The 25990-nt window shown below is 57.9% G+C and carries 20 protein-coding genes and 1 tRNA gene; 13 read left to right on the top strand and 8 right to left on the bottom strand.

The genetic code is table 11. The annotated features are described in order from the left end of the window. Positions 1-51 precede the first annotated feature (51 nt). The 6 genes from NLK58_RS03840 to NLK58_RS03815 form a co-directional block, all read right to left on the bottom strand. Positions 52-3387 carry a glycosyltransferase family 2 protein gene (locus NLK58_RS03840; RefSeq protein ID WP_341582104.1) on the bottom strand — a complete coding sequence of 1112 codons (3336 nt, stop codon included), beginning with the start codon at positions 3385-3387 and terminating at the stop codon, positions 52-54. Beyond that, entirely contained in the window at positions 3387-4352 is a 966-nt protein-coding gene (locus NLK58_RS03835; RefSeq protein WP_117617350.1) for a universal stress protein, read from the bottom strand. The genes NLK58_RS03840 and NLK58_RS03835 overlap by 1 nt, the downstream gene beginning before the upstream one ends. 330 nt (positions 4353-4682) lie before the next feature. Continuing rightward, positions 4683-4759, bottom strand: a tRNA-Val gene (locus tag NLK58_RS03830). A gap of 55 nt (positions 4760-4814) precedes the next feature. Then, the gene (locus tag NLK58_RS03825) at positions 4815-5765 is read right to left on the bottom strand and encodes a DMT family transporter (RefSeq protein WP_117617349.1); all 951 of its coding nucleotides are present in this window, start codon (positions 5763-5765) and stop codon (positions 4815-4817) included. 153 nt (positions 5766-5918) lie between these two features. Then, complete coding sequence (locus NLK58_RS03820) at positions 5919-7007, bottom strand: hypothetical protein (RefSeq protein ID WP_117617348.1); 1089 nt, start codon at positions 7005-7007, stop codon at positions 5919-5921. Positions 7008-7109: 102 nt separating this feature from the next. Continuing rightward, the gene (locus NLK58_RS03815) at positions 7110-8186 is read right to left on the bottom strand and encodes a hypothetical protein (RefSeq protein WP_341582103.1); all 1077 of its coding nucleotides are present in this window, start codon (positions 8184-8186) and stop codon (positions 7110-7112) included. A gap of 276 nt (positions 8187-8462) precedes the next feature. Here NLK58_RS03815 and NLK58_RS03810 point away from each other — a divergent pair, with 276 nt between their 5' ends. Further along, complete coding sequence (locus NLK58_RS03810; RefSeq protein ID WP_341582102.1) at positions 8463-8717, top strand: hypothetical protein; 255 nt, start codon at positions 8463-8465, stop codon at positions 8715-8717. A gap of 15 nt (positions 8718-8732) precedes the next feature. Here NLK58_RS03810 and galU read toward each other — a convergent pair whose 3' ends face one another. Then, positions 8733-9569 (bottom strand): UTP--glucose-1-phosphate uridylyltransferase GalU, encoded by an 837-nt coding sequence (gene galU / locus NLK58_RS03805; protein ID WP_117617345.1) that lies wholly within the window; start codon positions 9567-9569, stop codon positions 8733-8735. 367 nt (positions 9570-9936) lie between these two features. On the opposite strand from galU, the gene NLK58_RS03800 reads away from it, so the two are divergent. From NLK58_RS03800 to NLK58_RS03745, 12 genes are all read left to right on the top strand, one after another. After that, the gene (locus NLK58_RS03800) at positions 9937-11112 is read left to right on the top strand and encodes a ShlB/FhaC/HecB family hemolysin secretion/activation protein (RefSeq protein WP_117617344.1); all 1176 of its coding nucleotides are present in this window, start codon (positions 9937-9939) and stop codon (positions 11110-11112) included. Positions 11113-11203: 91 nt separating this feature from the next. Beyond that, a complete protein-coding gene (locus tag NLK58_RS03795; protein WP_341582101.1) occupies positions 11204-12757 on the top strand; it encodes a glucan biosynthesis protein G in 1554 nt (517 codons plus the stop codon). Between the two features lie 18 nt (positions 12758-12775). Next, on the top strand, positions 12776-13024 hold the full coding sequence (locus NLK58_RS03790) for a hypothetical protein (protein WP_117617342.1): 249 nt from the start codon (positions 12776-12778) through the stop codon (positions 13022-13024). Beyond that, positions 13017-15128 (top strand): glucans biosynthesis glucosyltransferase MdoH, encoded by a 2112-nt coding sequence (gene mdoH / locus NLK58_RS03785; protein ID WP_341582100.1) that lies wholly within the window; start codon positions 13017-13019, stop codon positions 15126-15128. The genes NLK58_RS03790 and mdoH overlap by 8 nt, the downstream gene beginning before the upstream one ends. Positions 15129-15468: 340 nt before the next feature. Further along, positions 15469-16149 carry a GntR family transcriptional regulator gene (locus NLK58_RS03780; protein WP_117617340.1) on the top strand — a complete coding sequence of 227 codons (681 nt, stop codon included), beginning with the start codon at positions 15469-15471 and terminating at the stop codon, positions 16147-16149. Between the two features lie 157 nt (positions 16150-16306). Next, positions 16307-17194, top strand: a complete 888-nt coding sequence (prpB, locus tag NLK58_RS03775) for a methylisocitrate lyase (RefSeq protein ID WP_341582099.1) — start codon at positions 16307-16309, stop codon at positions 17192-17194. Between the two features lie 184 nt (positions 17195-17378). Continuing rightward, entirely contained in the window at positions 17379-18509 is a 1131-nt protein-coding gene (gene prpC, locus NLK58_RS03770) for a 2-methylcitrate synthase (RefSeq protein ID WP_341582098.1), read from the top strand. A gap of 188 nt (positions 18510-18697) precedes the next feature. Continuing rightward, the gene (gene acnD / locus NLK58_RS03765; protein ID WP_341582097.1) at positions 18698-21295 is read left to right on the top strand and encodes a Fe/S-dependent 2-methylisocitrate dehydratase AcnD; all 2598 of its coding nucleotides are present in this window, start codon (positions 18698-18700) and stop codon (positions 21293-21295) included. Positions 21296-21469: 174 nt separating this feature from the next. Further along, on the top strand, positions 21470-22639 hold the full coding sequence (gene prpF, locus NLK58_RS03760) for a 2-methylaconitate cis-trans isomerase PrpF (protein WP_341582096.1): 1170 nt from the start codon (positions 21470-21472) through the stop codon (positions 22637-22639). A 245-nt stretch (positions 22640-22884) separates the two neighbouring features. Continuing rightward, positions 22885-23142 (top strand): type II toxin-antitoxin system RelE/ParE family toxin, encoded by a 258-nt coding sequence (locus tag NLK58_RS03755; protein WP_273073053.1) that lies wholly within the window; start codon positions 22885-22887, stop codon positions 23140-23142. Then, complete coding sequence (locus tag NLK58_RS03750) at positions 23139-23519, top strand: helix-turn-helix domain-containing protein (RefSeq protein ID WP_117617335.1); 381 nt, start codon at positions 23139-23141, stop codon at positions 23517-23519. The genes NLK58_RS03755 and NLK58_RS03750 overlap by 4 nt, the downstream gene beginning before the upstream one ends. A gap of 644 nt (positions 23520-24163) precedes the next feature. Continuing rightward, complete coding sequence (locus NLK58_RS03745) at positions 24164-25018, top strand: THxN family PEP-CTERM protein (RefSeq protein ID WP_341582095.1); 855 nt, start codon at positions 24164-24166, stop codon at positions 25016-25018. A gap of 109 nt (positions 25019-25127) precedes the next feature. Here NLK58_RS03745 and NLK58_RS03740 read toward each other — a convergent pair whose 3' ends face one another. Next, the gene (locus NLK58_RS03740; protein WP_341582094.1) at positions 25128-25934 is read right to left on the bottom strand and encodes a PEP-CTERM/exosortase system-associated acyltransferase; all 807 of its coding nucleotides are present in this window, start codon (positions 25932-25934) and stop codon (positions 25128-25130) included. Between the last annotated feature and the right edge of the window lie 56 nt (positions 25935-25990).

The following is a 25990-nucleotide window of genomic DNA, read 5'->3' as shown; positions in this document are numbered from 1 at the left end:
CGTGTCCCCTCAACACGGCAATAAAGGGGTGTTTCTGTCAGTTGGCCAACTTCATGCTGGCTCGATGTGGCAGGAACCTGGCTTGCCGGCGCTGTGGTTTTTCCTTAAGTTGATACCATTGGCCAGCGCCCTGGCAAGGTGTCGCCTTGGGGCTGTTCCCGGGTGGTCCCGGAGCGAGTCCTCAAGCACGCCGATCGCATCGAGCAGCCCCTCAAACTGGTTAAAGCGCCAGACAGGATCGTCCTCAAGTCCCGTCAGCCCCTGCTTCAGCGCCAGCAAAGAACCGAGGAGGTTGCCGCTATCCACGGTCGACACATACGCTGGCGGCAGGGTTGTGAGGTGATGGGTGTCGCACCAGTTATGGATATGGCCCCGGAAGCTTGGCAAGTTTTCCATGGAACGCAGCGTGTTGCGTGAGCGGATGACCAGTTCTTGCGCATCCACATAACCCATGTCATAGGCGGTCAGGTTGCTGACCAGCAGCAAGCCGATGTTGGTGGGTGAGGTGCGGTGAGCGACCACACCCTTGGGCTCTTCCTGGAAGTGGTCAGGGGGTAGCCAATGATCTTCCGGTCCGACAAACCGTTCAAAAAAATACCACGTGCGGCGCGCCAGTCTTCTCAGGTGCGTTCGGTCTTCGGCACGGATTTTTTCCACTGGTGGCTTTCGGTCCCGGCGAGCCAGGAAGGCTATCTGTGGTGACACCAGCCAGAGCAGCAGAATGGGGATGGCGTAGATCAGCGTCATGGGCGTGCTGGCGGCCAGCAGCGGTGTGATGACCAGCGCGCTGACCGGCCCTGCCCACATGGCACGCCAATATTTCCATTGCGTGGACGTGCCGGTACGCCCGGCCTCCAAAGCTGCCGGTGCCCATTCCAGCAGGCGCCGGTGACTGACGCGGCTGCGGTACAAGGAGCGAATCACGGCATCCAGGGTGAGAGCGGCTTCCTGGGGCAGAAAGGCGACAACGAGCAGCCATCGCTTCAGATCCCCCTTCAGGTTCTGAATCTGTTGCGCTGCCCGCCGCCTGCGGACGGTGGCATGGGCCAGCCCAACAATGCCCGTCAGACTTGGAACCAGCAGGGTGAGCATGGCCAGAGCCGTCCAGTGAAGCGGTGAGCCGGGAAGCGCAAACCAGCCCAGTAGCAGCAGCAACAAAAGCCAGGGCGCCTGAAGACTGCGCAGCAGATTGTGAACCAGCTGCCACCGGTGTAACCCGGACAGTCGGTTGGGTCTGCGCTCTCCGGTTTCCGTGGGAACGGTTGGCCAAAGCCAGGGCACCAGCTGCCAGTCCCCGCGTATCCACCGATGCAGTCGCCGGCCGAAGGACAGGTATTCGGGTGGGTATTCCTCGTACATGACAATGTCGCTGACCAGTGCGGTGCGCCCGTGAATGCCTTCGAAAAGATCGTGGCTGAGTACCGTGCCTTCCGGTACCGCATTGCGCAGGCTGGCCTCGAACGCGGCTACGTGGTAGAGACCCTTGCCTGTGAAAATGCCTTCGCCAAACAGGTCCTGATAGGCATCCGAAACGGCCAGGGTGTAAAGGTCCAGGCCCCGGTCACCGGAAAAGATTCGGGTGAAAATATTTCGGGTAGCGGTCATGGGATTGATTTCAATACGGGGCTGCAGAATGCTGTAACCGGAGCGGATTACGCCGGTTTCTTCATCCCATACCGGCTGGTTCAGTGGATGGGCGATGGTGCCAACCAGGCGCCGCGCCCCGTCTACAGGCAGCAAGGTATCGGCGTCCAGGGTAATGACGTAACGCGCCTGTCGCAGCCACTTGACATCACCAGCCATGTCGGTGAAAGAGCCGCGCTCACCGGTCAGTATGTAGTGATTAAACTCCTTGAGCTTGCCGCGCTTACGCTCCCACTCCATCCAGATGGCGTCTTGCGGGTTGAGGCTTCGGGACCGGTGCATCCAGAAAAACGGGGCGTGGCCATCATCGTTGTAATGTTCGTTCAACGACGCGATGCCTGCTCGCAACCGGGCCAGCAGCCCCTTGTCCCGCGGTGTGGTTTCTTCGGCGGCGTCGAACAGGCCGGTGAGCAAGCCAAAACGCAGCTGGTTGTCGGGATTGGCAAGATAATGACGCTCAAGCTGGTCAATGGCGCCCTGAATGTCCTCTCTCCCGCCGATGAGCAGGGCCATGCATACGACCGCCTTGTGATCAGCATCAATGCCGTCGGTGAAGTCGAGCTTGGGCAGAACCCTTGCTGGCACGGTCAGAGTGGCTAGCCAGTTCACCAGAATCGATGCCAGCACCAACGCGGGTACCGCCACCACCAGGGTGACCGGTAGCGCCTGCCAAAGACCGCCCTGGATGAACGCGTAGGCAGTGGGGATGGCAAACAGTATAAGCGCTGTCAGTGACAAGCAGCCGAAATAGAGCGGTTGGCGATGACGAGCCAGCCAGCGCTTTAATTGGCCTACCCGGTCCGGACGGACATCGATCTGCCGCTCCAGTATCCGGTACCCTTCACCGAGCAGGAAGTAGCCGATGTGACCGGATGCGGGCGTGGATGCCCGGGCTACCTCGCGGGCGTCCCGGGCGAGGCTCAGCACGCATCGTGCAACTGCAAGTTCATCTGTTTTGCTGCGTCGGGCCAGCTGTTCAATCCGGGTACGGTAGCGGTTCCGGGTGCTGAAATCCATGCGCCCGTAGGCCCCTGCCGGGTCCTGCCTGAGCAAGGCCTCGACCTGGGACGTGCGTTCGAAAAATCCTTGCCAGTTGGTGCGCCCAAGCCGATGCAGGGTGAGGATGCCATCGGCCACCACGTCACGGCTTTCAACATCGACCATGCCCCGGTGTGAGTCACGGGAGGCCAGGTCAATTGATCGCTGCTGAACCGTCTCCATGACCAGCATCAGGGCCTGGTAACGCAGAAGCAGCGGCAGCGCCCAGAGTTCGGCTGTGTTCAGGGGTGCGGTATCTTTTTGTTCCAGTACCATCGCCTCGAGGACGTTATCGTCAAACCGTTGCTCCGAGCGCTCCAGTGCCACGCGTGCCATTTCCTGAACGCGGGTCGGGCCTGCCAATGGCCCGGACACAAGTATGGGCAGATGGGCAACAAAGTCGGCCGACAGGTCCCGCCGTAACATGCGCAGAACCCGGCGTATCAGGTATTCGTTGTCGATATACCAGTCGATCCAGGGCGCGGCGGCGGAGAGATCGCTTCTCAGGGTATAGAGTTCCAGATGGATTCGGTCCAGCCGGTGGGCATAGCGACTCAGTGTCTCGCCCAGTGTCCGGTGAGCCTGGCGTGTGCCCGGCCCGATGGCTGTCCACGGGCTCTGCTGAGCACCTGGCTCATCGCTCAGCGTCTCCCCGGCATCGGCGCTGCCATCCGGCCGCCGGCTTTTTTCGTTGTGTAGGGCCATCAGTGCCCCCAGGCTTCACGCGCGGACTTTTCGGCAAAGGTGAGTTCGATTTCATCGGGTTCGAGATCCTGAAGCACCAGCAAGGGTGTTTCACCATAGACCAGCGCATTGAGGGGCAGGGCGCCCAGTGGCCAATGGCTGACGCAGGTGTTCCCATGGGCGGCCATGACCACCAGGTCGGACTGACCCTTGCGGGTTATTTCCCAGAGAGCCGCTATGGGGGAATCCCGAACGTCAACTCTCGACTGAACGTGAAGCCCCTCATTTTTCAGGCGTTCTGCGATGTGTGACAGGTTATCCTTGATGCGCGCCCTGAATTCGGATTCCAGCGCCCTGACCGTATCGAGCCGTGGGTCGTCCCTGGCAATCTGATAGCGATGGCCAAGCGAGGGTACGAAGGAAACCAGATCAACAGTGCTCTCATTATGGCGAGAGAGCATTTCAACCAGGGGCAGCACGCACTCGGATCGGCTGCTGCCATCGAGCGGGACGGTCATCCGGTTGTAGTGGGACTCCTGCAGGGGGTTACACTGATCGCTCAATGCACGTACCAAAAGAAACGACACGTGGGCCTGAAGGATCGACTTGTGGGCCACACTGCCGAGCATGTAGTGGCTGATGCCACCAAAGCCATGGCTGGTCATTACCAGCAGGGTCTGACCGTCTTCCCTGGCAAAATTGATGATTTGATCGACCGGCTCGCCTTCCAGTGTGGCTGTCTCGATCTCAAGCCCCAGAGCGCCCAGTCTTGAAACCACTGAGTCGAGATACGCGGTGGCTTCTGCCTGCAATGCATCCCAGGCCACGGGGTCGGCAGGGTAGTGATAGTGACTGTCATTTTCCTGCTGCAGGACGCGAATTAACGCGAGTTTTATGTCGAGAGCCTTGGCCAGATTGATGGCATGAGGCAGCGCCCATTCAGCCAGACAGGAGCCGTCCAGCGGCACAACGATGCGTTGAAACATAGCAGTGTCCCTCGCTCAGCCTTCAGAGCACCGGCACAGGGAATAATCAGACGACAAACTTGATGGGAGGTGCTTCCTGCAAAATGCCCGGTCCACTCCTTAGTATTGAAGCATTGGATCCATGGAATGACTCTAACACTTATAGCCGCAGTGCTGGTCCGTTGCAACGGTAATTCACCCATTCTAAATGGGGCCGACGCCGCTTGCTGTACAGGAAAGCATGGGTATCAGAGATCAAGAAAAACAGCAGCTAAGGCTGATACTGCATTAGGTCGGTATTGAGGAGATTTGCATAGAAGAGCTGCAGGAGCCACGTAACTTATTGAAAAGTGGTAGGACCACCCAGATTTGAACTGGGGACCTCTACCATGTCAAGGTAGCGCTCTAACCAACTGAGCTATGGTCCTGTGTCCTGCAACGGGGACGAAATATACTGATTCCTCCGATGCTGGTCAACCACTTTTATGTGGTTTTCCGGCTCCGCAGCTTTTCCTTGATGGCTTTGCTCAGCACCGCCCACCGGTTCACGATAAGTGCCGCGAAGATCAGGCCGCATCCACCGAGTTGGATACGGGTCATGGTCTCATCGAACCAGCCTGCAGCGAACAATGCCACCCATACCGGCTCCAGAACAAGAATAACGACACCATGGCTGTTTGCGGACAGGCTCTGGGCGTAGGTCTGGATCAGGAAACGTCCGGCGGTACCTATCACCGCGCTGGCCATAACCCACCAGATCAGCAGAGGGTCCGGCTCGCTCAGGGTGGGCTGCCACTGCTCAAGAATCATGGATTCTACGAGGGTCAGCAGGCCGACTGTGAGCAGTGCCAGGGCGGTCAGGGGCAGGGCGGGCACCCGGTGCTTTTCCACGGTTTCGCCAAGCCGGTTCACCACTGTTCTCCGGTTGGCAGCCCGGGTGTTGAGGGTGAAATACAGGGCGAAGATGGTTGCCGCCATCACGAAGAAGATCTGGCCTGCTTCCGGCCGAAAACCGTTTTTCAGCGAGAGTAGGGCAAGACCGCCAACGGCGATGGGTATTGCCAGCCAGGTGCTTGGTGGCTGCGCTTCCTGAAATACCAGCCGGGCAATGATGGGCACAATAACAACGCCCAGGCTGGTCAGAAACGCGCCTTCACCCAGGCTGGTGCCATGAAACAGACCCATCACCCAGAAGGTCATGGCCGTGCCGAACACCAGGCCCACACCGATACTGCGGCGGATCTGATCCAGACTGAGGGCCATCAGGGAGCGGCGGGCAAAGAAAGCGAGTATCCCGCCGGCAATCAGGAATCTGGCTGCCATAAACATCAGCGGAGGCATCAGCAGAACCGCTTCTTTGGAAAACATCCAGCTGATGGCGGCAAACAGGGTAACAACAACCAGTAACAGATCGGATTTGTGCGCGTCAGACATCGGGTAATCGCTTTGCCGGCAACCGGAGAGTCAGTGGGAAGCGCACCAATGTATAGTTTGCGAACTAAAAAGAAAAGATGGGAAAACTACCGAGACCGAAAAGGCTCGTCCCTGAGCCGCAGTGTTCCTGATTGAACCGCTGTTTCAGTGGCTTTAGTTGTTGAGGGTGCTGTACACAAGGTTGGACATGTCGGTCTGGTCTGAACCCGGAACCTCAATATACCGGTCACCGGACCCCCACCATTGCCACCAGGCCCGTTGATTGTAGGTACGGCTGGCGAAATCCACCCGCAGGCCATTCAGCGTGGTGTTGTTCACCACCGGCACCGAAATGTTCCCGGTCTCGGACCCGAGCACACCGCTGTGGGTGACGCCCTCGTTCATCAACACCGGGTAGTGGTTGTAGTACAGCCCATCAGGACCATTCTGGCTGGTGACTTTACCAGCGAGGCTGAGGCTCGAAGAGCAGGAATCGATCCCTTCCGCCGTGGTGGCACCGCAGGCCGAATGTGTAGGCACCACTCCGTCGTCGGTTCCGGCGATAAATGGCTTGGTGATGCCACCGTAGGAGGAACCACCCGCCACAAAACGCAACCGCGGAATCGAATTCGGGCCCACGGCCAGGTTGCGGGCCGTGTTGGTTTGCAGATCGTTCACCACACCCAGTTTGCCCGGTTCAGGTTCAATGCCGGTGAACGCCTCCACAGCTGCCCGCAGGGGCCAGTTGTACCAGCTGTTGTTATAGGCAAGACTCATGGCGAGGTTCGCCAGTTCGGTACCACCTCCGGCGCCTGAATAGTCCAGGGCTGCCAGGATTTTCAGGGGTTGCAGGCCTTCGGACTGAAGCCAGCGGGCCTGGTTTTCCAGCAGGTAGCGGGTAACCAGATCGCCGGTGGAGTGAGAGACGATGACACAATAGTCATTACACAGGCCCTGTTGGCTGATCTGTCGCATTTGCTCATAGGCCTGCTGGGCAATGCCACCCTCAATGCGCCCGTTGCTGCCCCAGTCTATACGGGCTTCGGCACGGGACAGCCAGAAGGTTCGCCAGTAGTCCTCGCCGGCATTTTTGACGTCCTGGAGGTTTGCCGGCGGGTTGGCCAGGTCTTCCTGCTGGAAGCCGTGCACCAGGATTACATTGTGCCCGGCCAACCGGGCCTGGGCGGTGCCGGCAAACAGGCTGCCGGTGATGGCGACCGCCAGGGCCGCTTTGCAGGCACTTCCGATCTTTGTTGTTGTCATGCTAGCTCCGTCTTTGCTGAGTTGTTGTTGTGAAAAGACGCTTCTCCGCCGGTTTCGGCGGTACAACCCGGGGTCAGCCGGTGCAGGGCCGGGGCCCTGTCATCAGAACTTGTCGGCAAGCTGCCGGAGCAGCGCCGCCCGTTGTTCCGATTCGGGATTTACCGCCGGCGTATCGGTCAGGTTGTCGAGATCCGGGGGTGTGAATACGTAGCCTTTCTCGGGCCCAAACGCATAGTTGGTCCGGTCGCCGGGCCCGGCGGGCAGCTGGCGTATCTGGATGTGGCGCAGCTGGAGCTGACCGGTCTCAGTCTCGTTGGCCAACACGGTGCCGTGGGCTTTGAGGTTGATGGTGTCCGATGTGCCGTCCAGCCGCTGCTCCATCTGCAACTGGGCAACAGGCCGCTGACCGGAATACAGCTGGGCAGAGAGCGCGTAGAAGCCAGGCTCTTCGGGCGAGAACCTAACCGGAATGATCAGATTGTTGTTACTCACGTGGGGCTCACCGAGCCCCCCGAAATCGCCGAGATAAGGCTCGATGGTAAGCGGTGATGCGTGACGAACGGGCCGCCCGTCCAGGCGTGCCTCTACGATCAGGCGGTATTCTCCGGGCTCCTCCTCGCTTGCCTCCAGCGTCCCCTCGAAATAGCCCGCCGAACCGGCTTGCTCCAGGGTGGCACTGGCAACAGCCTCCCGGCTGTCCGGCTTTTCAAGAGTTGCCGTGAGCGAGCGGCCAACAACCTGGGCGCTCTGGATGGCGGCGGCGACAAGAATCGTCTCGCCCCGGGTGAACCGGTATTTCTCAAGCGTGACGGTAAATTGCCCTTCACCCTCCAGCGGAAGGCTGACCGGCTCGTAGCGATTGCCCTGGTAGGCCTTCGCCTGTGCTTTGCTGAGCGGGACGGACCAGGCAGGGTAGCGAGTAGACTGTTCGTACTGCTCGGCAATACCGGCCAGCATAAAGCCAAGGGCGTTGTCTGAGGGTGGCTCCGGCGCCTGGTCAATGGAGGGTAAAACGGCAGGGGCGGTGGAGGCGGCTTTCCCCGCAGGCGCGGAGGACGCTCCGGTGGCCAGGGTGGTCAACCATCGAAACGCAGAGCGATTCTCGTCAGACAGGATATACCCCATCCCGACCACGCTGGTGGACACCAGTGTCAGAAGCAGCAACGCCTTTCGGGCCATGCATCAGGTCTCTTTGTTGTTTTGTTCCTGTGCCCCTAAACATAACGGGCTTTGCGGTGCACGCCAAAATTCTGGCCGGTTTATGTAACAGAATCTGCCCGGATTGAGCAGCGGGTCACATTCCCGGGCCGTTGAGTTTCACGACCGCTTTGGCAGTGCCCGGCGCTGGCAGTGCCATATCCGGTACAGGCAGATTGTGCGCCAAGCGGTTTGTGCGTTACATTTCCGGATTGATTCACTTCGCAGGGCATTTACCGGGGCTGGGTCCTGGTTTGAATGACGAGGTACATGGCCATGCAGCACTTGCAATCCATTCAGCACTGGGAGCCAGAGAAGCCTGGATACGACGGGCAACTTGAACTGCCTGGGATTGCCCTCGATAAAAGCGATGATCTGCTGTTGTCGCTGAATGAGCTGGAGGAAGAGCTTGAGCGGGTGCAACTGACAGCGGAAGAGGTGGAACTGCTTCGCCGGTTCCGCAGGACAACCGCGGAAAACCGGCGAATGATTCTTCAGATCCTGGGCCGCTGATCCGGCCCGGAGCTTTTACTTACCTTTCTTGTAAATGTTCTCGTACACGTAGTTGGTGGCTTCCACAAAGCCGTCGATACTGCCGCAGTCAAAACGGCGGCCCTTGAACTGATAGGCCAGTACACAACCGTTTTTGGCCTGCTCCAGCAGAGCGTCGGTAATCTGTACTTCGCCGTTCTTGCCAGCCGGTGTTTGCTCGATAATGTCGAAAATGTCCGGTGTCAGAATGTACCGGCCGATAATGGCCAGGTTGCTGGGCGCGTCGTCCGGAGCCGGCTTCTCAACCATGTCGGTGATCCGGTAAAGCCCATCCTTCATGGATTCGCCGGCAATCACACCGTATTTGTGGGTTTCGTCCGCAGGTACCTCTTCAATGGCAACGATAGAGCAACGGAACTGGTTGTAAAGCTTCACCATCTGCGCCAGAACACCGTCTTCCCCTTCGGGGCCGATGCAGAAGTCGTCTGCCAGAACCACCGCAAACGGGCTGTCGCCCACCAGATTACGGCCGGTGAGGATCGCGTGGCCCAGGCCCTTCATTTCATTCTGACGGGTAAAGGCGAAGGTGTTGTGATCAATCAGGTCACGGATTGAGGTCAGCAGGTCTTCCTTACCGGAACCGGCAATCTGGTGCTCAAGCTCATAGCTGATATCGAAATGATCTTCAATCGCCCGTTTACCCCGGCCGGTTACAAAGCCGAACTCGTGGATGCCCGCTTCCGCAGCTTCTTCGACGCCGTATTGCACCAGCGGCTTGTTCACCACCGGGAGGATCTCCTTGGGCATGGCCTTGGTTGCCGGAAGAAAGCGGGTGCCGTAGCCGGCAACAGGGAACAGACACTTCTTGATCATAACGCTTGTCCTTATATTCGCTTGGGTCACCGCCTGTTGCCAGTCGGTCGTCCGTGAAAGGGACTCATTAAGTGTGCCAAGTGTAACCAAGTTGTTGGCCTAAATGGAGGCCCCGGTACTGAAATGTAAAGTTTGGTAAAAAAGGGCACCCGGTCACCTTCGGGGTTGTGCATTGATTTGCATAGAAAAAACTTGCAAATACGTCAGTAAGATACTGTATTATTGGAATATTTAGTTTGTAATTTTTGGCAACAGCAACTGGATTTATCGTCCCGGGTACAATACATTCCCCGCATGAAAAGTTATTTAGATTAAGCGGCTTTCCTTTCGTGCTGTGGCCGGCGCTATCTGGCAGGACCTTATTACATTGAAATCGCCACTTTTAACCGCACTGTTGTGGTGCGTAGTCAGTCAGCCTCTCTACGCCGAAGACGGCGGCTCGTGGCTCCGCAACGGCTGGCAACCCTATTCGAGCAATTTAGCCGGCAGTGTGGACGCGTTCCGGGAGGAGCGCGAACACTGGTTGAGGTCCCGGCTGAAGTTTTCCGGCAAGACGGAACTGAACAGTGATGGCATCGATGGCTCTGTGGGCGTGGCCGCAGACAGACTGCTCGGTCAGAGTGATGCCATTGGATTCGACTACCGTGATGCCCGATCCTATAGGAACGAGACCGATTCCAGTGCCGCGTCATTCCGCTATCGCTTCCCGGCAGGGGCGAATCAGTTGCGGATTGAGGCGGGGAGCTCTCGTTACGAGTACGCTGCCAGCAATGCTGGCAGCCGCTTTAACGCCAGCAGTAAATCCCGTGTGCTCGGTCTGGGGGCGAGCAGACCGCTGTTCTCCCGGTTTGGCATGGCCTTTGATGGCATCGCCCGGCATCGGGGGCGAGACAGCGTATTCTTTGAGCAAGACAGCCTGGTATCAGAATCGCGTTACCAGGTTTCGTCCATTGGCCTGGAGGCAAGCGGAGGTCATGAACTGGCAGCCGGCCTGGTTGCCAACACCCGAATTCTGGCATTGAGTGGCCGCGAATTCCTCGCAACCGATTATCCGTCGCATGATGACATGGCAGATGAAAAGGAGTTCTACAAGATCGCCGTGTCCGCTTCTGTTGAGCAGGAGCTGTTCCAGTGGAACTGGCGGGTGAACGGACGGTATCAGTTTGCGGATGAAGATCTCCCGTCGTCGGAATACCTGACGGTCGCCGGCCCGTCCATGCTCACCGGATTCAATGGCCAGACCGTTTCTGTGTTCAGGGGCGGCTGGCTGCGAATCGATACCGCCAGCCCCGCGTGGCCCGTGCCATTCGTGGATGGCGTATTGTCCACTGTGAACTTTGCCGTGTTGCAGGGCTGGGTTCCCGATTACGGGGTCCAGACAGCCCGCCACGGTAACGCCAGTGCCGGTCAGGTCTCGGTGAAGATGCAGGGCCGGGCCTTTACCGCCAACGTCAGCGTGGGCCGGATGATCCGCGCCTCCACCATGGCCCTGACAATGCCCGATTATCCGGACGTGCGGATCTCGCTGTCCATGGGGATCTGACCCCGAGTCTTAAGAAGTTGTCACTTGAGTAAGTTTCGATCGCAGGTGCTACATTAGTACATCTAAGGGATGTGATCGAGGTTGGAGAACCATGCGCTCAGGGACAAGATTGCTCACGCTGCTTTTGTTGCAGTGCTCTCTCTATACCGGAACCGCTCAGGCTTTTAAGTTTGAGGAGGTAGTCGACAAGGCCAGGGCCCTGGCCAACGCCAAGTATGAGCCGCCACCCGAGGTGCCGGGATTTCTCAGAGATCTGGATTACCAGAACTATCAGGCCATTCGGTTCAATCCCGAGGCGAGTCTCTGGCGTGAAGGTCGTTCCCGTTTTCAGGTCATGATGGTGCCACCCGGCAATTTCTACACTCACACCGTGCAACTGAACGAAATTGACGCGGATGGTGTAGAGCCCATCCCTTTTGACAAGTCTGCCTACAGCTTTCCCGACAGTGACCTTGCCAAACGAATACCCGCCAATCTCGGTCACGCCGGTTTCAAGCTTACCTATCCTCTGGGCGACGGAACGGAGCAGAACCAGTTCCTGGTTTTTGCCGGAGCAAGTTACTTCCGGGGAGTCGGGGCGGGTAACCGGTTCGGGCTCTCCGCCAGAGGCATTGCTGTGAACACGGGCTTGCCCTCCGGCGAAGAGTTTCCCTCATTCGTTGAATTCTGGCTTGAGCGGCCCGGCGGCGGCAGTGATCGTATGCGGGTATACGGGTTGCTGAATGGCCCAAGCGTGTCCGGCGCCTACAGCTTTGATATACAACCCGGGCCCACTACCCGGATTGACGTCACGGCCGAACTTTTTTTCCGGAATGCAGTGGAACAGCCGGGCCTTGCGCCACTCACTTCCATGTTCTATTACGGCGAAAATACCGCGCGTCCGGTTGGGGAGTGGCGGCCACAGGTTCACGACTCAGACGGCGTGTTGATTCACGACGAGGGCAGTGGCGAGTGGTTGTGGCGTCCCCTGATCAATCCCTCCCGCCTGCGCCTCAGTTACCTGCAGGTGAATCGCCTGGGCGGCTTTGGACTGATCCAGAGAGATACGGCCTTCCACCAGTTTGAGGACGCAGAAGCCCGTTACGACCTGCGTCCCAGCGCCTGGGTATCACCCCGGCCAGGCTGGTCCAATGGGGAAGTGGTACTGGTAGAGATCCCCACGAATTCTGAAACCAACGACAACATCGTCGCTTTCTGGAAACCGGGGGAAGACGCGAGTGCCGGCGCTCACCACCAATTTGCCTATACGCTCAGCTTTGGTAGCAGTGACGTGGCTGGTCAGGATACCGGACGGGTGGTGAAAACGTTCGTGGGGGATGGTAGCCGCACCGGAGGCGGCGACGCAGAGAATGCTTACCGAATCATTGTTGATTTTGCCGGCGGACCACTGGAAGAACTCAAACCGGACGCGGCGGTGATCAGCAACGTCAGTGCAGGGGGCGGTGGCGAAGGCTTTGAAATTATTGAGCATTATGTCGAATTCATTGAGGCGGACAAGAGCTGGCGTCTGTCCATGCTGGTGCGGCCTGGTAAAGGAAAGGATACGGTTCTTCGCGGCCAGTTACTGCTGGATGACAAGCCCCTGACGGAAGTCTGGACCTATCTGTTGTTCGAGGCTTCCAGGGCCACTCAGAACAGATCATGAAGGGAGGGAGCCCTGATCATGCCCGAGATCTTGTGTCAGCAAGCGTTGGAAAGGGTACTTACCTACCTGGATGACGATGGCGTTGAATTGACAACAGACGCCTGCAGGCAAGCCCTTCGCCTCCTGGAAATGTCGATGGCTCAGGGCGCCGGGCCGGACCTGCCCGCCCGGTGTATCGACAGCATTCCCGGTTATTTCGAGCGTCCCCATGAGAGCATTCCGGACGCCAGCCCACCACTGAAGCGCGGGCACATCGGCTATGACTGATATAGCCAACAGGGAAGCCACACTGGCTCGGAGACGTTCCGGTGGTTGGCGAAGAGTCGCTACGTTCAGGCGACTGCTGCTGACCATTTTCGTGGTGGGGCAAACCCTTACAGCCTGCTATTTTCTGCTCTGGGTTTTACCTTACCACGGGGGCACCATGGTCGAGTTGGGGCTGTTGGTGCTGTTTGCGCTGCTGTACATGTGGATTGCCGTTGGCTTCTGGACGGCCGTATTTGGTTTTCTGCTCAGACTGATGGGTGGTGATCGCCACAGCCTGCTGAAGCGACATGCCGGGAAGGAGCTGGAAGCGACACCGTTGGCCCGAACGGCCATTATCATGCCGGTCTATCACGAGCCCGTGCACTGGACTCTCAGCGGGCTCAAGGCGGTGTATCAGGACCTTGAACGCTCCGGCCATCTGGACCAGTTCGAATTTCATATTCTCTCGGACAGCCGCGACCCGAATGTCTGGCTTGAGGAGCAGGCCACCTGGTATCAGCTGTGCCGGGAGCTTGGGGCAGAGGGGCGGCTGTTTTACCGCCGGCGCCGGGTGAACCTGAACTTCAAGAGCGGTAATGTGGCGGATTTTCTGCGCCGCTGGGGCCGCCGCTATCGTTACATGGTGGTCCTTGATGCCGACAGCCTGCTCAGCGCAGACACCATCGTGCGCATGGTGCAACTGATGGAACGTGAGCCGAAGGTTGGCATACTGCAGACCGCCCCCTCCATTATCAACGGCGAGTCACTGTTTGCCAGGGTGCAGCAGTTTTCCAACCGCCTCTATTCCACCCTGTTTGCCACTGGTCTTGCCGCCATTCAGATGGGCGACGCCGCTTTCTGGGGACACAACGCCATTATCCGGATCAAATCCTTTATGGATCATTGTGGCCTGCGCAAACTGCGTGGGTTCGGCCTGTTCCGGGGGCCCATCATGAGCCACGACTTTGTGGAGGCGGCCTACATGGGCAGGGCCGGTTACGAAGTCTGGCTGGAGCCGGGCCTTGGCAACAGTTTCGAGGAGTCTCCGCCAACGCTGTCGGACGAACTATCCCGTGACAACCGCTGGTCCCGGGGAAATCTCCAGCATTTGTGGATTCTGCTGTTCGGGCGCCGGCTTCGACTGGCCCACAGGATGGCTCTGTTGAACGGGGTCATGGCCTATCTGGCTTCGCCCCTCTGGCTGGCGTTCCTGATTCTGACCACCGTGGAAGCCGTACAGATGACAGTCGCCAGAATCGACTACTTCCCGGAGGGGCATCAGGGTTTGTTCCCGCTCTGGCCGGAATGGCGACCGGAATGGGCGCTCGGCCTTGCGTTAAGCACCCTTTCCCTGCTGTTTATCCCGAAATTCCTGGCCATTCTGGACGCGGTTATTCACGGTACTGCCAGGCAGTTTGGCGGGGTTTTGAGGCTGTTTATCAGTGTGCTGGCTGAAATCGTGGTTTCGGTCCTGCTCGCGCCTATAAGAATGATGGCTCACAGCCGCTATGTTATTGGCGCCCTGTTGAACCTTTCGCTGAGCTGGGCTGGACAGAACCGCACACAGGAGACCTCCTGGCGGGACGCCTTTGTTACCCAGCTTCCCGGAATGTTGGTCGCGGCAGGCTGGTCCGCCTTTGCCTGGAGCCTGGACCCCATCTTCTTCCTCTGGTCATTGCCGGTTGCTATTCCACTGGTACTGGCAGCTCCCACGTCTGTGTTGCTGAGCCGGGTGGGCGCAGGTCAGGCGCTGCGAACCTGGGGCATGCTGCTGATACCGGAAGAACGAGTGCCCGTTAAGGTGTTGGAAGACGCCCGTGCAGCCAGGCGCAACGGCGGTAGAGGATCAGTGTTAACGGCGGTGGAAGCTGCGGTGGTACGGCCCCGGCTTAACCGGCTCCATCAGGCGCTTGCCCGCAAGGTCCGCCTCGCCAGAAGGGCGGAGCTGCTGGCGCCCCTGGTGGCGCGCTGTGGCAGCGACGGCCCCGCCTCATTGTCGCGAAGCGAACTCAGCCAGTTATTCCGAGACAGGCAGTCGCTGGCGGAACTGCACCAGCTTGCCTGGCAGGCTCCGCCAGACAGTTTCTGGGGCCGGCGCATCACTTTGCTAGGCAGAAACCATTGAAGCCGGACGGCCAGGTGCTGACAGACACCTGGCCGTATCAGTACACGCCGCCGCCTGAGCAATAGAGGGCATAGCCATGGAAAAACAGGAAAAAAACAGAAAGAGCGACGGGGCTCTGTATTTCATCTCCTGGGCCCAGGCGGGTGCTTCCTGTTTGTGGTGCTGATGATCATCAAAACCCTGTGTGACCACGTCAGCAATCTGAGAGCGGTGGGGGAGTTACTGGGTAAATGAGCTTGCATTTGTCAACAAGTAATCAGTCTTAGCTCAAAGGATTGTTGACAATACTTCGTTTCAGGCGTAGTTTTTGGATAACTACGGTCAATATTGTTAACAAAGTATGTCTGAAGCCATTATTCAAACCTACACTCGCGCTGATGAAGCCTTTGATTGTCTGCAAACGGCTATTGTGAAAGGCGATCTCATCCCCGGCGAGAAAATCGGCGAAGTTGAACTCTGCTCCCGATTCAATCTTACCCGTGGCCCCTTGAGGGAAGCCCTTGGCCGACTCGAATCCCGTGGACTACTGGTGCGCCGCCCGCACGCCGGAGTAAAGGTGGTTTCGGTGAGCGCTTCGGAACTGATGGAACTTTACCGGATCCGGGAAGTGATGGAGGGCCTGGCAGCACGCCAGGCCGCCGAGCGCATGACCGACCAGGAAATTGCGGACCTTCAGCGCACCCTCGACACCCACGAACAGATGATTGAGGAAGCTCAGGGGCAGGCCTATTATCAGGCTGAAGGCGATTACGACTTTCACCACAGGGTTGCCACCGGCAGCCGCAACACCAAACTGGCCCAGATGCTACTGGGTGATCTTTACTACATGGTGCGGATGTACCGTTACCGGTTAAGCACCTCCACCGGTCGCCCCCATCGGGCGCTGGGTGAACACCGCCGTATCGTCGAAGCGATTGCGCAGCGAGACGGTGAGCTCGCCGAATTTCTGATGAAAAGACACATCAACGCCGCCCGCCTGAACATCGAGAAAAAAATCCAGGAAGGCGAACTGACAATCTGAAAAAGGGGTCTGACTCGAAGTGTGAAGAAGGGTCTAACTCCGAGTTTGAAAAAGGGGTCTGACCCCGCGGGGTCAGACCCCAACTTCACGCACCAAATCAGCAGGCTAAAAAGGGGTCTGACCCCAAGTTCACAAACAACCAAGAGAGGCCAACACCATGTCCAAAAAACTCAGCCCAGGCGCCCGTTTCCGCAAGGCCCTGAAAGCAAACCAGCCCCTGCAGATCGTGGGAACCATCAACGCCTACGCCGCCATGATGGCCGAGAAAGTCGGTCACCAGGCGATCTACCTGTCCGGTGGTGGTGTGGCCAACGCCTCCTACGGCCTGCCGGATCTGGGCATGACCTCCATGAACGATGTGGTTGAAGACGTTCGCCGCATCACCGCAGCCACCGACGTTCCGTTGCTGGTCGACATCGACACCGGCTGGGGTGGCGCTTTCAATATCGGCCGCACCATCCGTGAAATGGAACGTGCCGGCGCAGCAGCGGTCCATATTGAAGACCAGGTCGCCCAGAAACGTTGCGGTCACCGCCCGAACAAGGAAATCGTCTCCCAGGAAGAAATGGTAGACCGTATCAAAGCCGCGGTCGATGCCCGTGAAGACAAAGACTTCTTCATCATGGCCCGTACCGATGCCTTCCAGAAAGAAGGCCTGGAAGCCGCCATCGAGCGTGCCAAAGCCTGCATCGAAGCCGGTGCGGACGGCATCTTCGCTGAAGCGGTCACCGAGCTTGAACACTACAAAGCGTTCTCCGAAGCCCTGGATGCGCCCATCCTGGCCAACATCACCGAATTCGGCGCCACGCCGCTGTATAATCGCAAAGAGCTGGCCAATGCCGGCGCTGACATGGTGCTTTACCCGCTCAGCGCCTTCCGCGCCATGAACAAGGCCGCCCTGACGGTGTATCAGAACATCCTGGAAAAGGGCGACCAGAAAGACGTGGTTGACCTGATGCAGACCCGGATGGAACTGTATGATTTCCTGAACTACCACGATTTCGAACAGAAGCTGGACCAGCTGTTCCAGCAGAGCAAGGGTTAAGACTGAAAACGGGGTCAGATGAAAACGGGGTCAGATGAAATTTTCATCTGACCCCACCTTCATGACCCCATGTTAGAGCTGAAATTGGGGTCAGAAGAACGCTTTCTTCTGACCCCGTTTTTAAGACTGAAAATGGGGTCAGACCCGATTGGGTCAGCCCCCTGATAATAGAGGGGAGACAACAATGGCTGAAGCAAAAAAACTGAGCGGCGCCGGCCTTCGGGGCCAGGTAGCTGGTGAAACCGCACTGTGTACCGTCGGCAAGAGCGGCGCAGGCCTGACTTACCGCGGCTATGACATCGCCGATCTGGCAGAAAAGGCCCAGTTCGAGGAAATCGCCTACCTGCTGCTGCGTGGCAAACTACCGAACCGCCAGGAGCTGGCTGCCTACAAGACAAAGCTCCAGAGCCTGCGGGGCCTGCCGGCTGCCCTGAAAACCGTGCTCGAGCAGATTCCCAAGGATGCGCACCCGATGGACGTGATGCGTACCGGTTGTTCCATGCTGGGTATCCTGGAAACCGAACAGGATTTCAGCGAGCAGGACGACAAAATCGACCGAATGCTGGCGATCTTCCCGTCGATCATTACTTACTGGTACCGCTTCGCCCACGAAGGCGTGCGCATTGAAACCGACAGCGATGTCGATTCCATCGGCGGGCACTTCCTGGAACTGCTCCACGGCAAGAAGCCCAGCGAGCTGCACGAGCGCGTGATGAACGTGTCGCTGATCCTCTACGCCGAGCACGAATTCAACGCCTCTACCTTTACTGCTCGTGTGTGCGCCTCCACGCTGTCGGACATCCACAGCTGCGTAACCGGCGCCATCGGCACCCTGCGAGGCCCGCTGCACGGTGGTGCCAACGAAGCCGCCATGGCGCTGATCCAGAAGTTCAAAACCCCGGACGAAGCCGAAGAAGGCCTGATGGGCATGCTCGAGCGCAAGGAAAAGATCATGGGCTTCGGCCACGCGATCTACAAGGATTCCGATCCGCGCAACGCCATTATCAAACAGTGGTCCAAAAAGCTGGCAGACGAAGTGGGGGATACCGTGCTGTACCCGGTGTCCGAGCGCTGCGAAGCCGTCATGTGGCGAGAGAAGAAGCTGTTCTGCAACGCGGATTTCTACCACGCCTCGGCCTATCACTTCATGGGCATCCCGACCGAACTCTTCACCCCGATCTTCGTGATGTCCCGCGTCTCCGGCTGGACCGCCCACGTGAAAGAGCAACGCGAAAACAACCGCATTATCCGCCCAAGCGCCGATTACACCGGCCCGGCGGATGCAAAGTGGGTGCCGATCGACGAGCGGCCCTGAGGGAGTGAAAAAGGGGTCTGACCCCGTGGGGTCAGACCCCAAGTTCAGACCGCGAACTCCGAGTTATGAAGTAGGGGTCTGACCCCAAGGGGTCAGACCCCATTTTCAGACGACGAACTCCGAACCATGAAGGAGGGGTCTGACCCCACGGGGTCAGACCCCATGTTCACACAATTGAGTTGCTGACCATGAACACCAACTACCGAAAACCCCTCCCAGGCACCGACCTGGACTATTTCGACACCCGCCAGGCTGTGGAAGACATCCAGGCCGGCGCCTACGACAAACTGCCGTACACCTCCAAAATCCTGGCCGAACAACTGGTTCGCCGCTGCAATCCCGAGGCACTGACCGATTCCCTCAAGCAGCTGATCGAGCGCAAGCGCGACCTGGACTTCCCCTGGTACCCGGCGCGAGTGGTGTGCCACGACATCCTCGGCCAGACCGCATTGGTGGATCTGGCAGGCCTGCGTGATGCCATAGCAGAGAAGGGCGGTGACCCCGCCAAGGTCAATCCTGTGGTTCCGACCCAGCTGATCGTGGATCATTCTCTGGCCGTTGAGCACGCCGGTTTCGAAAAAGACGCGTTCGAAAAGAACCGTCAGATTGAAGACCGCCGTAACGACGACCGTTTCCATTTCATCAACTGGACCAAGACCGCGTTCAAAAACGTCGACGTAATCCCCCCGGGCAACGGCATCATGCACCAGATCAACCTGGAGAAGATGTCCCCGGTGGTGCAGGCTCGTGATGGCGTTGCTTACCCGGACACCTGCGTAGGCACCGACAGCCACACCCCGATGGTTGATGCCCTGGGCGTGATTTCCGTGGGTGTGGGTGGTCTGGAAGCGGAGAGCGTAATGCTTGGTCGCGCTTCCATGATGCGCCTGCCGGACATCGTGGGCGTGGAACTGACTGGCCGACTGCAGCCGGGCATTACCGGGACCGATATGGTCTTGGCCATCACTGAATTCCTGCGTAAGGAGCGCGTAGTCGGCGCCTACCTGGAATTCTACGGCGAAGGCGCTGACAGCCTCACCGTCGGCGACCGTGCCACCATCTCCAACATGACTCCGGAATACGGCGCTACCGCCGCGATGTTCTATATCGACGGCCAGACCATCGATTACCTGAAGCTGACCGGCCGTGAAGACGACCAGGTAGCCCTGGTAGAAACATTCGCCAAGGAAACCGGCTTGTGGGCCGACAGCATGAAGAACGCCGAATACGAGCGCGTGCTGAAGTTCGACCTGTCCAAAGTCACCCGTACCCTGGCCGGACCCTCCAACCCCCATGCTCACCTGCCCACTTCCGAGCTGGCAGAGCGCGGCATTGCCGGTGAATGGGAACAGGAAGAAGGCAAGATGCCGGATGGCGCGGTGATCATCGCTGCCATCACCAGTTGCACCAACACCAGCAACCCCCGGAATATGGTGGCGGCAGGGCTGATTGCCCGCAACGCCAACAAGCTGGGCCTGACCCGCAAGCCCTGGGTAAAAACCTCCCTGGCGCCCGGCTCCAAAACGGTGAAGATGTACCTGGAAGAAGCCAGCCTGATGCCAGAGCTGGAAACCCTCGGTTTCGGCGTGGTGGCCTTTGCCTGCACCACCTGTAACGGCATGAGTGGCGCCCTGGATCCGAAAATCCAGCAGGAAATCATCGACCGGGATCTGTACTCCACCGCGGTGCTCTCCGGAAACCGGAACTTCGACGGCCGGATTCACCCCTACGCCAAGCAGGCGTTCCTGGCGTCGCCGCCGCTGGTAGTGGCCTACGCCATCGCCGGCACCATCCGTTTCGACATCGAGAAAGATGCCCTGGGCTATGACAAAGACGGCAACCCCGTCACCCTGAAGGACATCTGGCCGGATGATGCGGAGATCGATGCCATCGTGAAATCCAGCGTCAAGCCGGAGCAGTTCCGCAGCACTTACATTCCGATGTTCGACATCACCCGGGATGCCCAGGCCAACACCAACCCGCTATATGAGTGGCGCCCGCAGAGCACCTACATCCGCCGCCCGCCGTACTGGGAAGGTGGCATGGTGGGTGAGAAAGCCCTCAAGGGCATGCGTCCGCTGGCGGTGTTGCCGGATAACATCACCACGGATCACCTGTCGCCGTCCAACGCCATCCTGATGAACAGTGCGTCTGGTGAATACCTGCACAAGATGGGTGTGCCGGAGGAAGACTTTAACTCCTACGCCACCCACCGGGGTGATCACCTGACTGCCCAGCGTGCCACCTTCGCCAACCCGAAACTGTTCAACGAAATGGTCCGGGATGAAAACGGCAACGTGAAGCAGGGTTCGCTGGCGCGTATCGAGCCGGAAGGCAAGGTCACCCGCATGTGGGAAGCCATCGAAACCTACATGGAGCGCAAGCAGCCGCTGATCATCATCGCCGGCGCCGACTACGGCCAGGGCTCCTCCCGTGACTGGGCCGCCAAGGGCGTGGCACTCGCCGGTGTCGAAGCAATTGTGGCCGAAGGATTCGAGCGGATTCACCGAACCAACCTGATCGGTATGGGCGTGATGCCCCTGCAGTTCGAAGAAGGCACCACACGCAAGACCCTCGCCCTAGACGGCACTGAAACCTACGACGTAGAAGGCACCCCGGCGCCCCGTGCCGAACTGACGCTGGTCATCCACCGCAAGAACGGCAGCACCGAACGCGTGCCAGTGACCTGTCGCCTGGATACCGCCGAAGAAGTATCGATCTACAGTGCGGGTGGCGTGTTGCAGCGGTTTGCGGAAGATTTCCTGCAATCGGAAGGTGCTGCGTAAACAAGGGGTCTGACCCCGTGGGGTCAGACCCCATTTTCAAACTCCGAGGTCGGGGTTGAAGAAGGGGTCAGAAGAAAGCCTTCTTCTGACCCCATGTTCACCGCACCCATAGCATCGACAAAGGGGTCAGATGAAATTTTCATCTGACCCCGTCTTCACCAAGAGAGCAGAAAAATGACCCACGCTCCCCAAATTAAAATCCCCGCCACCTACATGCGCGGCGGTACATCAAAAGGCGTGTTCTTCCGCCTTCAGGACCTCCCAGAACCCTGCCAGACTCCAGGCGAAGCCCGGGACAAACTCCTGCTGCGCGTTATCGGCAGCCCCGACCCCTACCAGAAACAGATCGACGGCATGGGCGGCGCCACCTCCAGCACCAGTAAAACCGTCATCCTGGCCGAGCCCACCCAGCCGGACCACGATGTGGACTACTTGTTCGGCCAGGTCTCCATCGACAAGCCCTTCGTAGACTGGAGCGGCAACTGCGGCAACCTCACAGCCGCCGTGGGCGCCTTCGCCATCAACGGCGGCTTCGTCGCCAAAGACCGGATTCCTGAAAATGGCACCTGCACCGTGCGCATCTGGCAGGCCAACATCAAGAAAACCATCGTCGCCCACGTGCCCATCACCAACGGTGAAGTCCAGGAAACCGGCGATTTCGAACTGGACGGCGTCACCTTCCCCGCGGCTGAAGTGCAGGTGGAATTCATGGACCCGGCGGATGGTGAAGGTTCCATGTTCCCCACCGGCAATCTGGTGGACGACCTGGAAGTGCCTGGCGTAGGCACCCTCAAGGCCACGATGATCAACGCCGGCATTCCCACCATCTTTCTGAACGCCGAAGACATTGGCTACAAAGGCACCGAGCTTCAGGACGCCATCAACTCCGACCCTAAAGCCCTGGCCATGTTCGAAACCATCCGCGCCCACGGCGCCGTGAAGATGGGGCTGATCCAGAACATCAAGGAAGCCGCCAATCGCCAGCACACCCCGAAAGTCGCCTTCGTGGCCAAACCCTCCGATTACGTGTCATCAAGCGGCAAACAGATCGGGGAAGGGGATGTGGATGTACTGGTCCGGGCCCTATCCATGGGCAAACTCCATCACGCCATGATGGGCACCGCCTCTGTTGCCATCGCCACCGCAGCCGCCGTTCCCGGAACTCTGGTCAACCTTGCAGCCGGCGACGGAGATCGGACTTCCGTCACCTTCGGCCATCCATCCGGAACTCTTCAGGTTGGCGCAGAAGCCAGTCTGGTGAATAACCAGTGGACCGCCACCAAAGCCATCATGAGCCGCAGTGCGAGGGTGTTAATGGAAGGTTGGGTGAGAGTGCCTGGGTGAAAGTGCCTGGGTGAGAGTGCCTGGGTGAGAGTGCCTGGGTGAGAGTGCCTGGGTGAGAGTGCCTGGGTGAGAGTGCCGGGGGATTCGGTCTGACAGGACCTTAGTAAAGCCTGCATTTAAAGGCCGGGGTTGCCCCGGCTCTGCTTCGCCTGAATACTGGTCACCGGCCCCACTTTACCAATCAGGCTCGCTCGTTTTTCATTCCAAGTGTTGACCTACAGTAAACCTATTCGTAAACTTTCCGCATGTACTCACTGAAATACAAAAAATCCGCACTGAAAGCACTGAAGAAAGCCCCCAGGCCAGTAGCAGAAAGGATAATGTCCGAACTCGAAGCGATTGCGCTGGATCCAGACAACTACCGTGGCGACTGGAAGCCGATGAAAGGAAAGCCTTATTGGCGCCTTCGTCAGGGTGGATACAGGGCGATTTGCAGTTTTGATAATGGTGAGCTGATTTTACTGGTATTGAAAGTCGGCGCCAGAGGAGATATTTATAAATGAGCGTGCAGATTATTGAAAAATCGGGAAAACCCGAATACGCAGTCATTCCCTATGCCGAGTATCAAGAGTTGCTTGAGATGGCACAGGATGCGCGTGATATTCAGGATGCCGATGTTGCGATGGCTGAACTTTCCGCCGGAGAAGATGAAAGCATTCCTGCGGCTATCGCTAAGCGCCTCATGTCTGGAGATGAACACCCGCTGAAGATTTGGAGGGAATATCGCGGCTATACTCAGGAATCACTGGGCACAGAAGCCGGTATTGGCAAATCGTATGTGTCACAAATTGAGGCTGGCACCAAAACGGGTTCAACAAAAGTTCTCAGAGCGATTGCGAAAGCTTTGCAGGTTGAAATAGACGATCTGTTGGGCCGATAGTGAGTGATGCGCCTGGCTGGGTGAGAGTGCCAAGTACCCAATTGTCAGATGGCTGCTTACTGTAGTCATCTGCCGGATATATAGTAATGACTATACCCTATGACCATGGTGTGGCAATTTCTCGTGTCAGCTATATCAGCATGGGAAATTGCATTGCTTGTGGGGCGGGACCGGCTGACCCTGGGCATGAATCTCGATGACTGGCTTGAGACAGTCAGTGAGATTGAGGGGTGCGGTTTGTGGCTTTGGATGAAGTCGTATCCGAGCGTATAAACATGTTCGATATACCCCGGTCCCGGGTTCTTGGCGTCAGCATAATTTACGCACTCGGAAGTCAGTCTGCTGTTTAACGGCATTTTTAATTCTGTAATAACTATAAATCGATCTCTTTAAATGTTTTTGTTCTAATCGACCCTGCTTACATACCTCTCCAAAAAATACATAGCGTGGAAGACGATGCATTTACGCTCCTTCAATGTCGAAGATACTTACACCTGCATCTCCACATCCACCAGGCCGAAATTTTAAGTTTATGAAAGATAATCAGTTTAAATATTTGGTATGGATGATGCGTGTAGCTATACACCGCTGACGTGCTTGCCTGAATTCCAGCTGCCAGCGTTCACCTTCAAGGAGAGATAACTATGAACACTGCACTTAAAAGAACGCTTTTATCAACGCTTGTTGTGCCATTTGCGCTGGGCGCGGCATCTGCCAGCGCGGATCTGATTACCACATGGGATTATACGGTCGACAGCAAGTTCGAGAACGCAACGTTCACTAATAAAGGGAACACCAACCCCGGTACCCAGGATACCAGCAACGAAAATGTGATTTCATGGGGTGGAACAACAGCTGCGAGTCGGTCGTCTGTCTCGATTACCGATGTCGATTCCACAACGGATGGTACGCTTCCAAAACTTGTAACCAATGGGGTCTCCGTAGACGGTGGCGTATTTACCCATGATAACAACACCATCAATTCGAGTTTTGATACGCTGCTAACGTTTGACCTGACCTCCACGCTCACCCTGAATCCGCTTACACCGATGGGTGTTGGCAGTACCGAGGTGCTGCCCTCGATTACCTTCAACAGTCGCTTTACGGAAACGCCAAACAACCCGGGCAGTGGGTCCTGTGCCGATGGATTAGCCCAGCCCTGCGGTGACATTTTCACCCTGACCGACATTGACGGTTTGGGCCCCTATACCGGTGGCGCCCTTCCCCCACAGCAGTTCACCATGGAGGGCTACGTCTACTCGGTGTTCCTTGAGCTCGCTGGGCTGACGACGCTGCCTGATACTGCCTGTGCGGCTGCGGGGGCTGCTAACGGATGTCTTGGTCTTCTGACTCCTGAGGGCGGCCCCAACACTTTTGAGACCTCGTTCCGTATCGAGGCTACACCGGTTAGCGTACCTGAGCCAGGCACCCTGGCGTTGTTGGGCCTGGGCCTCGCCGGACTTGGCCTGTCACGCAGGAAAAAAGCAGCAAAGGCATAACGTCTGAGCAGTTTAGTGCTTAGATGAGAGTGCCGGTAGAATAAAGGCCCCCGCCAACAAGCGGGGGCCTTTTCAGTTCGAGCGTTTCCCTAAGCCGAAATCGCCAGGTTCAGTTCGGTTTTGCAGGCAGGTACCGTCCGGCGTCTGTAATCAGCGACCAGACATCCGGACGACGCCTCCTGATACCGTCAATCAGTGACGCTGCCTCGGTGAAGGCAGGGCGGCGGAGGCCGTGATACTCCAGCACCGGTCCCACATGATCAAACTCCACACCAAATCGCTTTAACAGGCGCAGCTGCGCCGGCTCCATGACTGCCATCCAGTGGGTTATGCCATGTCTGACCGACATCTGGAGAATCGCGGCGAAAAGCCCAAGACTGATATAGGGCATGGCGCGTTTACCATTTTCCGAATCGCTGTAGCAGACGAAATCGCTGGTGCCCGAGGCTGATTCGCCCTCATTGAGACGCCGCCGAAACTCCCGGCTGACCGCCATGCGGGAAATTTCTGCGATCCGCTCGCGGCGTGCGCCTGCAAATGCGTCCCGTGCCTGCTGACCCATCCGGTGGATACAGGGGGCTTCCATCGGAAAGTCAGCCTGTTCCGGGTTATCGCCCGTCATAACGAGACGAACGGTGGCAACGCTGTCTCCCGTCATTTGGTGTCGGATCAGGGCGTGCGCGGATCGCGGATCGTAGGCATCGTGCTCGCGTTTATCAGCGAAGCAATCGGGGTCCTCGAAAGGCCGGTCAATGCAATAAACCTTGTACCGAAGTTCGAAGACCTCGTTAATCACCTCTGGAGACGTCGCCAACTCGACATTGAATACCGAGTTGAAAATAGTACTGACGTCTTCCTGGGTCGGTTGGTTATTTGTGTATTCTGTTTCATGCCGAAGTGCAAACCCTGTGTTCATTTTCAGGTCCTCATGTTTTCCCGTTCAGGGAGCTGTTTTGACGATAGTCCATGGAG

It is taken from the genome of Marinobacter metalliresistant (assembly GCF_038098645.1).
Classification (GTDB): domain Bacteria; phylum Pseudomonadota; class Gammaproteobacteria; order Pseudomonadales; family Oleiphilaceae; genus Marinobacter; species Marinobacter metalliresistant.
The sequence above is the reverse complement of the archived record's forward strand: the minus strand, read 5'-3'. Positions and strand labels throughout refer to the sequence as shown.

Bases quoted from the DNA above. Each gene is read 5' to 3' on its own strand.
- NLK58_RS03840 (WP_341582104.1), bottom strand. From the start codon at position 3,387: ATGGCCCTACACAACGAAAAAAGCCGGCGGCCGGATGGCAGCGCCGAT.
- NLK58_RS03835 (WP_117617350.1), bottom strand. From the start codon at position 4,352: ATGTTTCAACGCATCGTTGTGCCGCTGGACGGCTCCTGTCTGGCTGAA.
- NLK58_RS03825 (WP_117617349.1), bottom strand. From the start codon at position 5,765: ATGTCTGACGCGCACAAATCCGATCTGTTACTGGTTGTTGTTACCCTG.
- NLK58_RS03820 (WP_117617348.1), bottom strand. From the start codon at position 7,007: ATGACAACAACAAAGATCGGAAGTGCCTGCAAAGCGGCCCTGGCGGTC.
- NLK58_RS03815 (WP_341582103.1), bottom strand. From the start codon at position 8,186: ATGGCCCGAAAGGCGTTGCTGCTTCTGACACTGGTGTCCACCAGCGTG.
- NLK58_RS03810 (WP_341582102.1), top strand. From the start codon at position 8,463: ATGACGAGGTACATGGCCATGCAGCACTTGCAATCCATTCAGCACTGG.
- galU (WP_117617345.1), bottom strand. From the start codon at position 9,569: ATGATCAAGAAGTGTCTGTTCCCTGTTGCCGGCTACGGCACCCGCTTT.
- NLK58_RS03795 (WP_341582101.1), top strand. From the start codon at position 11,204: ATGCGCTCAGGGACAAGATTGCTCACGCTGCTTTTGTTGCAGTGCTCT.
- NLK58_RS03790 (WP_117617342.1), top strand. From the start codon at position 12,776: ATGCCCGAGATCTTGTGTCAGCAAGCGTTGGAAAGGGTACTTACCTAC.
- mdoH (WP_341582100.1), top strand. From the start codon at position 13,017: ATGACTGATATAGCCAACAGGGAAGCCACACTGGCTCGGAGACGTTCC.
- NLK58_RS03780 (WP_117617340.1), top strand. From the start codon at position 15,469: ATGTCTGAAGCCATTATTCAAACCTACACTCGCGCTGATGAAGCCTTT.
- prpB (WP_341582099.1), top strand. From the start codon at position 16,307: ATGTCCAAAAAACTCAGCCCAGGCGCCCGTTTCCGCAAGGCCCTGAAA.
- prpC (WP_341582098.1), top strand. From the start codon at position 17,379: ATGGCTGAAGCAAAAAAACTGAGCGGCGCCGGCCTTCGGGGCCAGGTA.
- acnD (WP_341582097.1), top strand. From the start codon at position 18,698: ATGAACACCAACTACCGAAAACCCCTCCCAGGCACCGACCTGGACTAT.
- prpF (WP_341582096.1), top strand. From the start codon at position 21,470: ATGACCCACGCTCCCCAAATTAAAATCCCCGCCACCTACATGCGCGGC.
- NLK58_RS03755 (WP_273073053.1), top strand. From the start codon at position 22,885: ATGTACTCACTGAAATACAAAAAATCCGCACTGAAAGCACTGAAGAAA.
- NLK58_RS03750 (WP_117617335.1), top strand. From the start codon at position 23,139: ATGAGCGTGCAGATTATTGAAAAATCGGGAAAACCCGAATACGCAGTC.
- NLK58_RS03745 (WP_341582095.1), top strand. From the start codon at position 24,164: ATGAACACTGCACTTAAAAGAACGCTTTTATCAACGCTTGTTGTGCCA.
- NLK58_RS03740 (WP_341582094.1), bottom strand. From the start codon at position 25,934: ATGAACACAGGGTTTGCACTTCGGCATGAAACAGAATACACAAATAAC.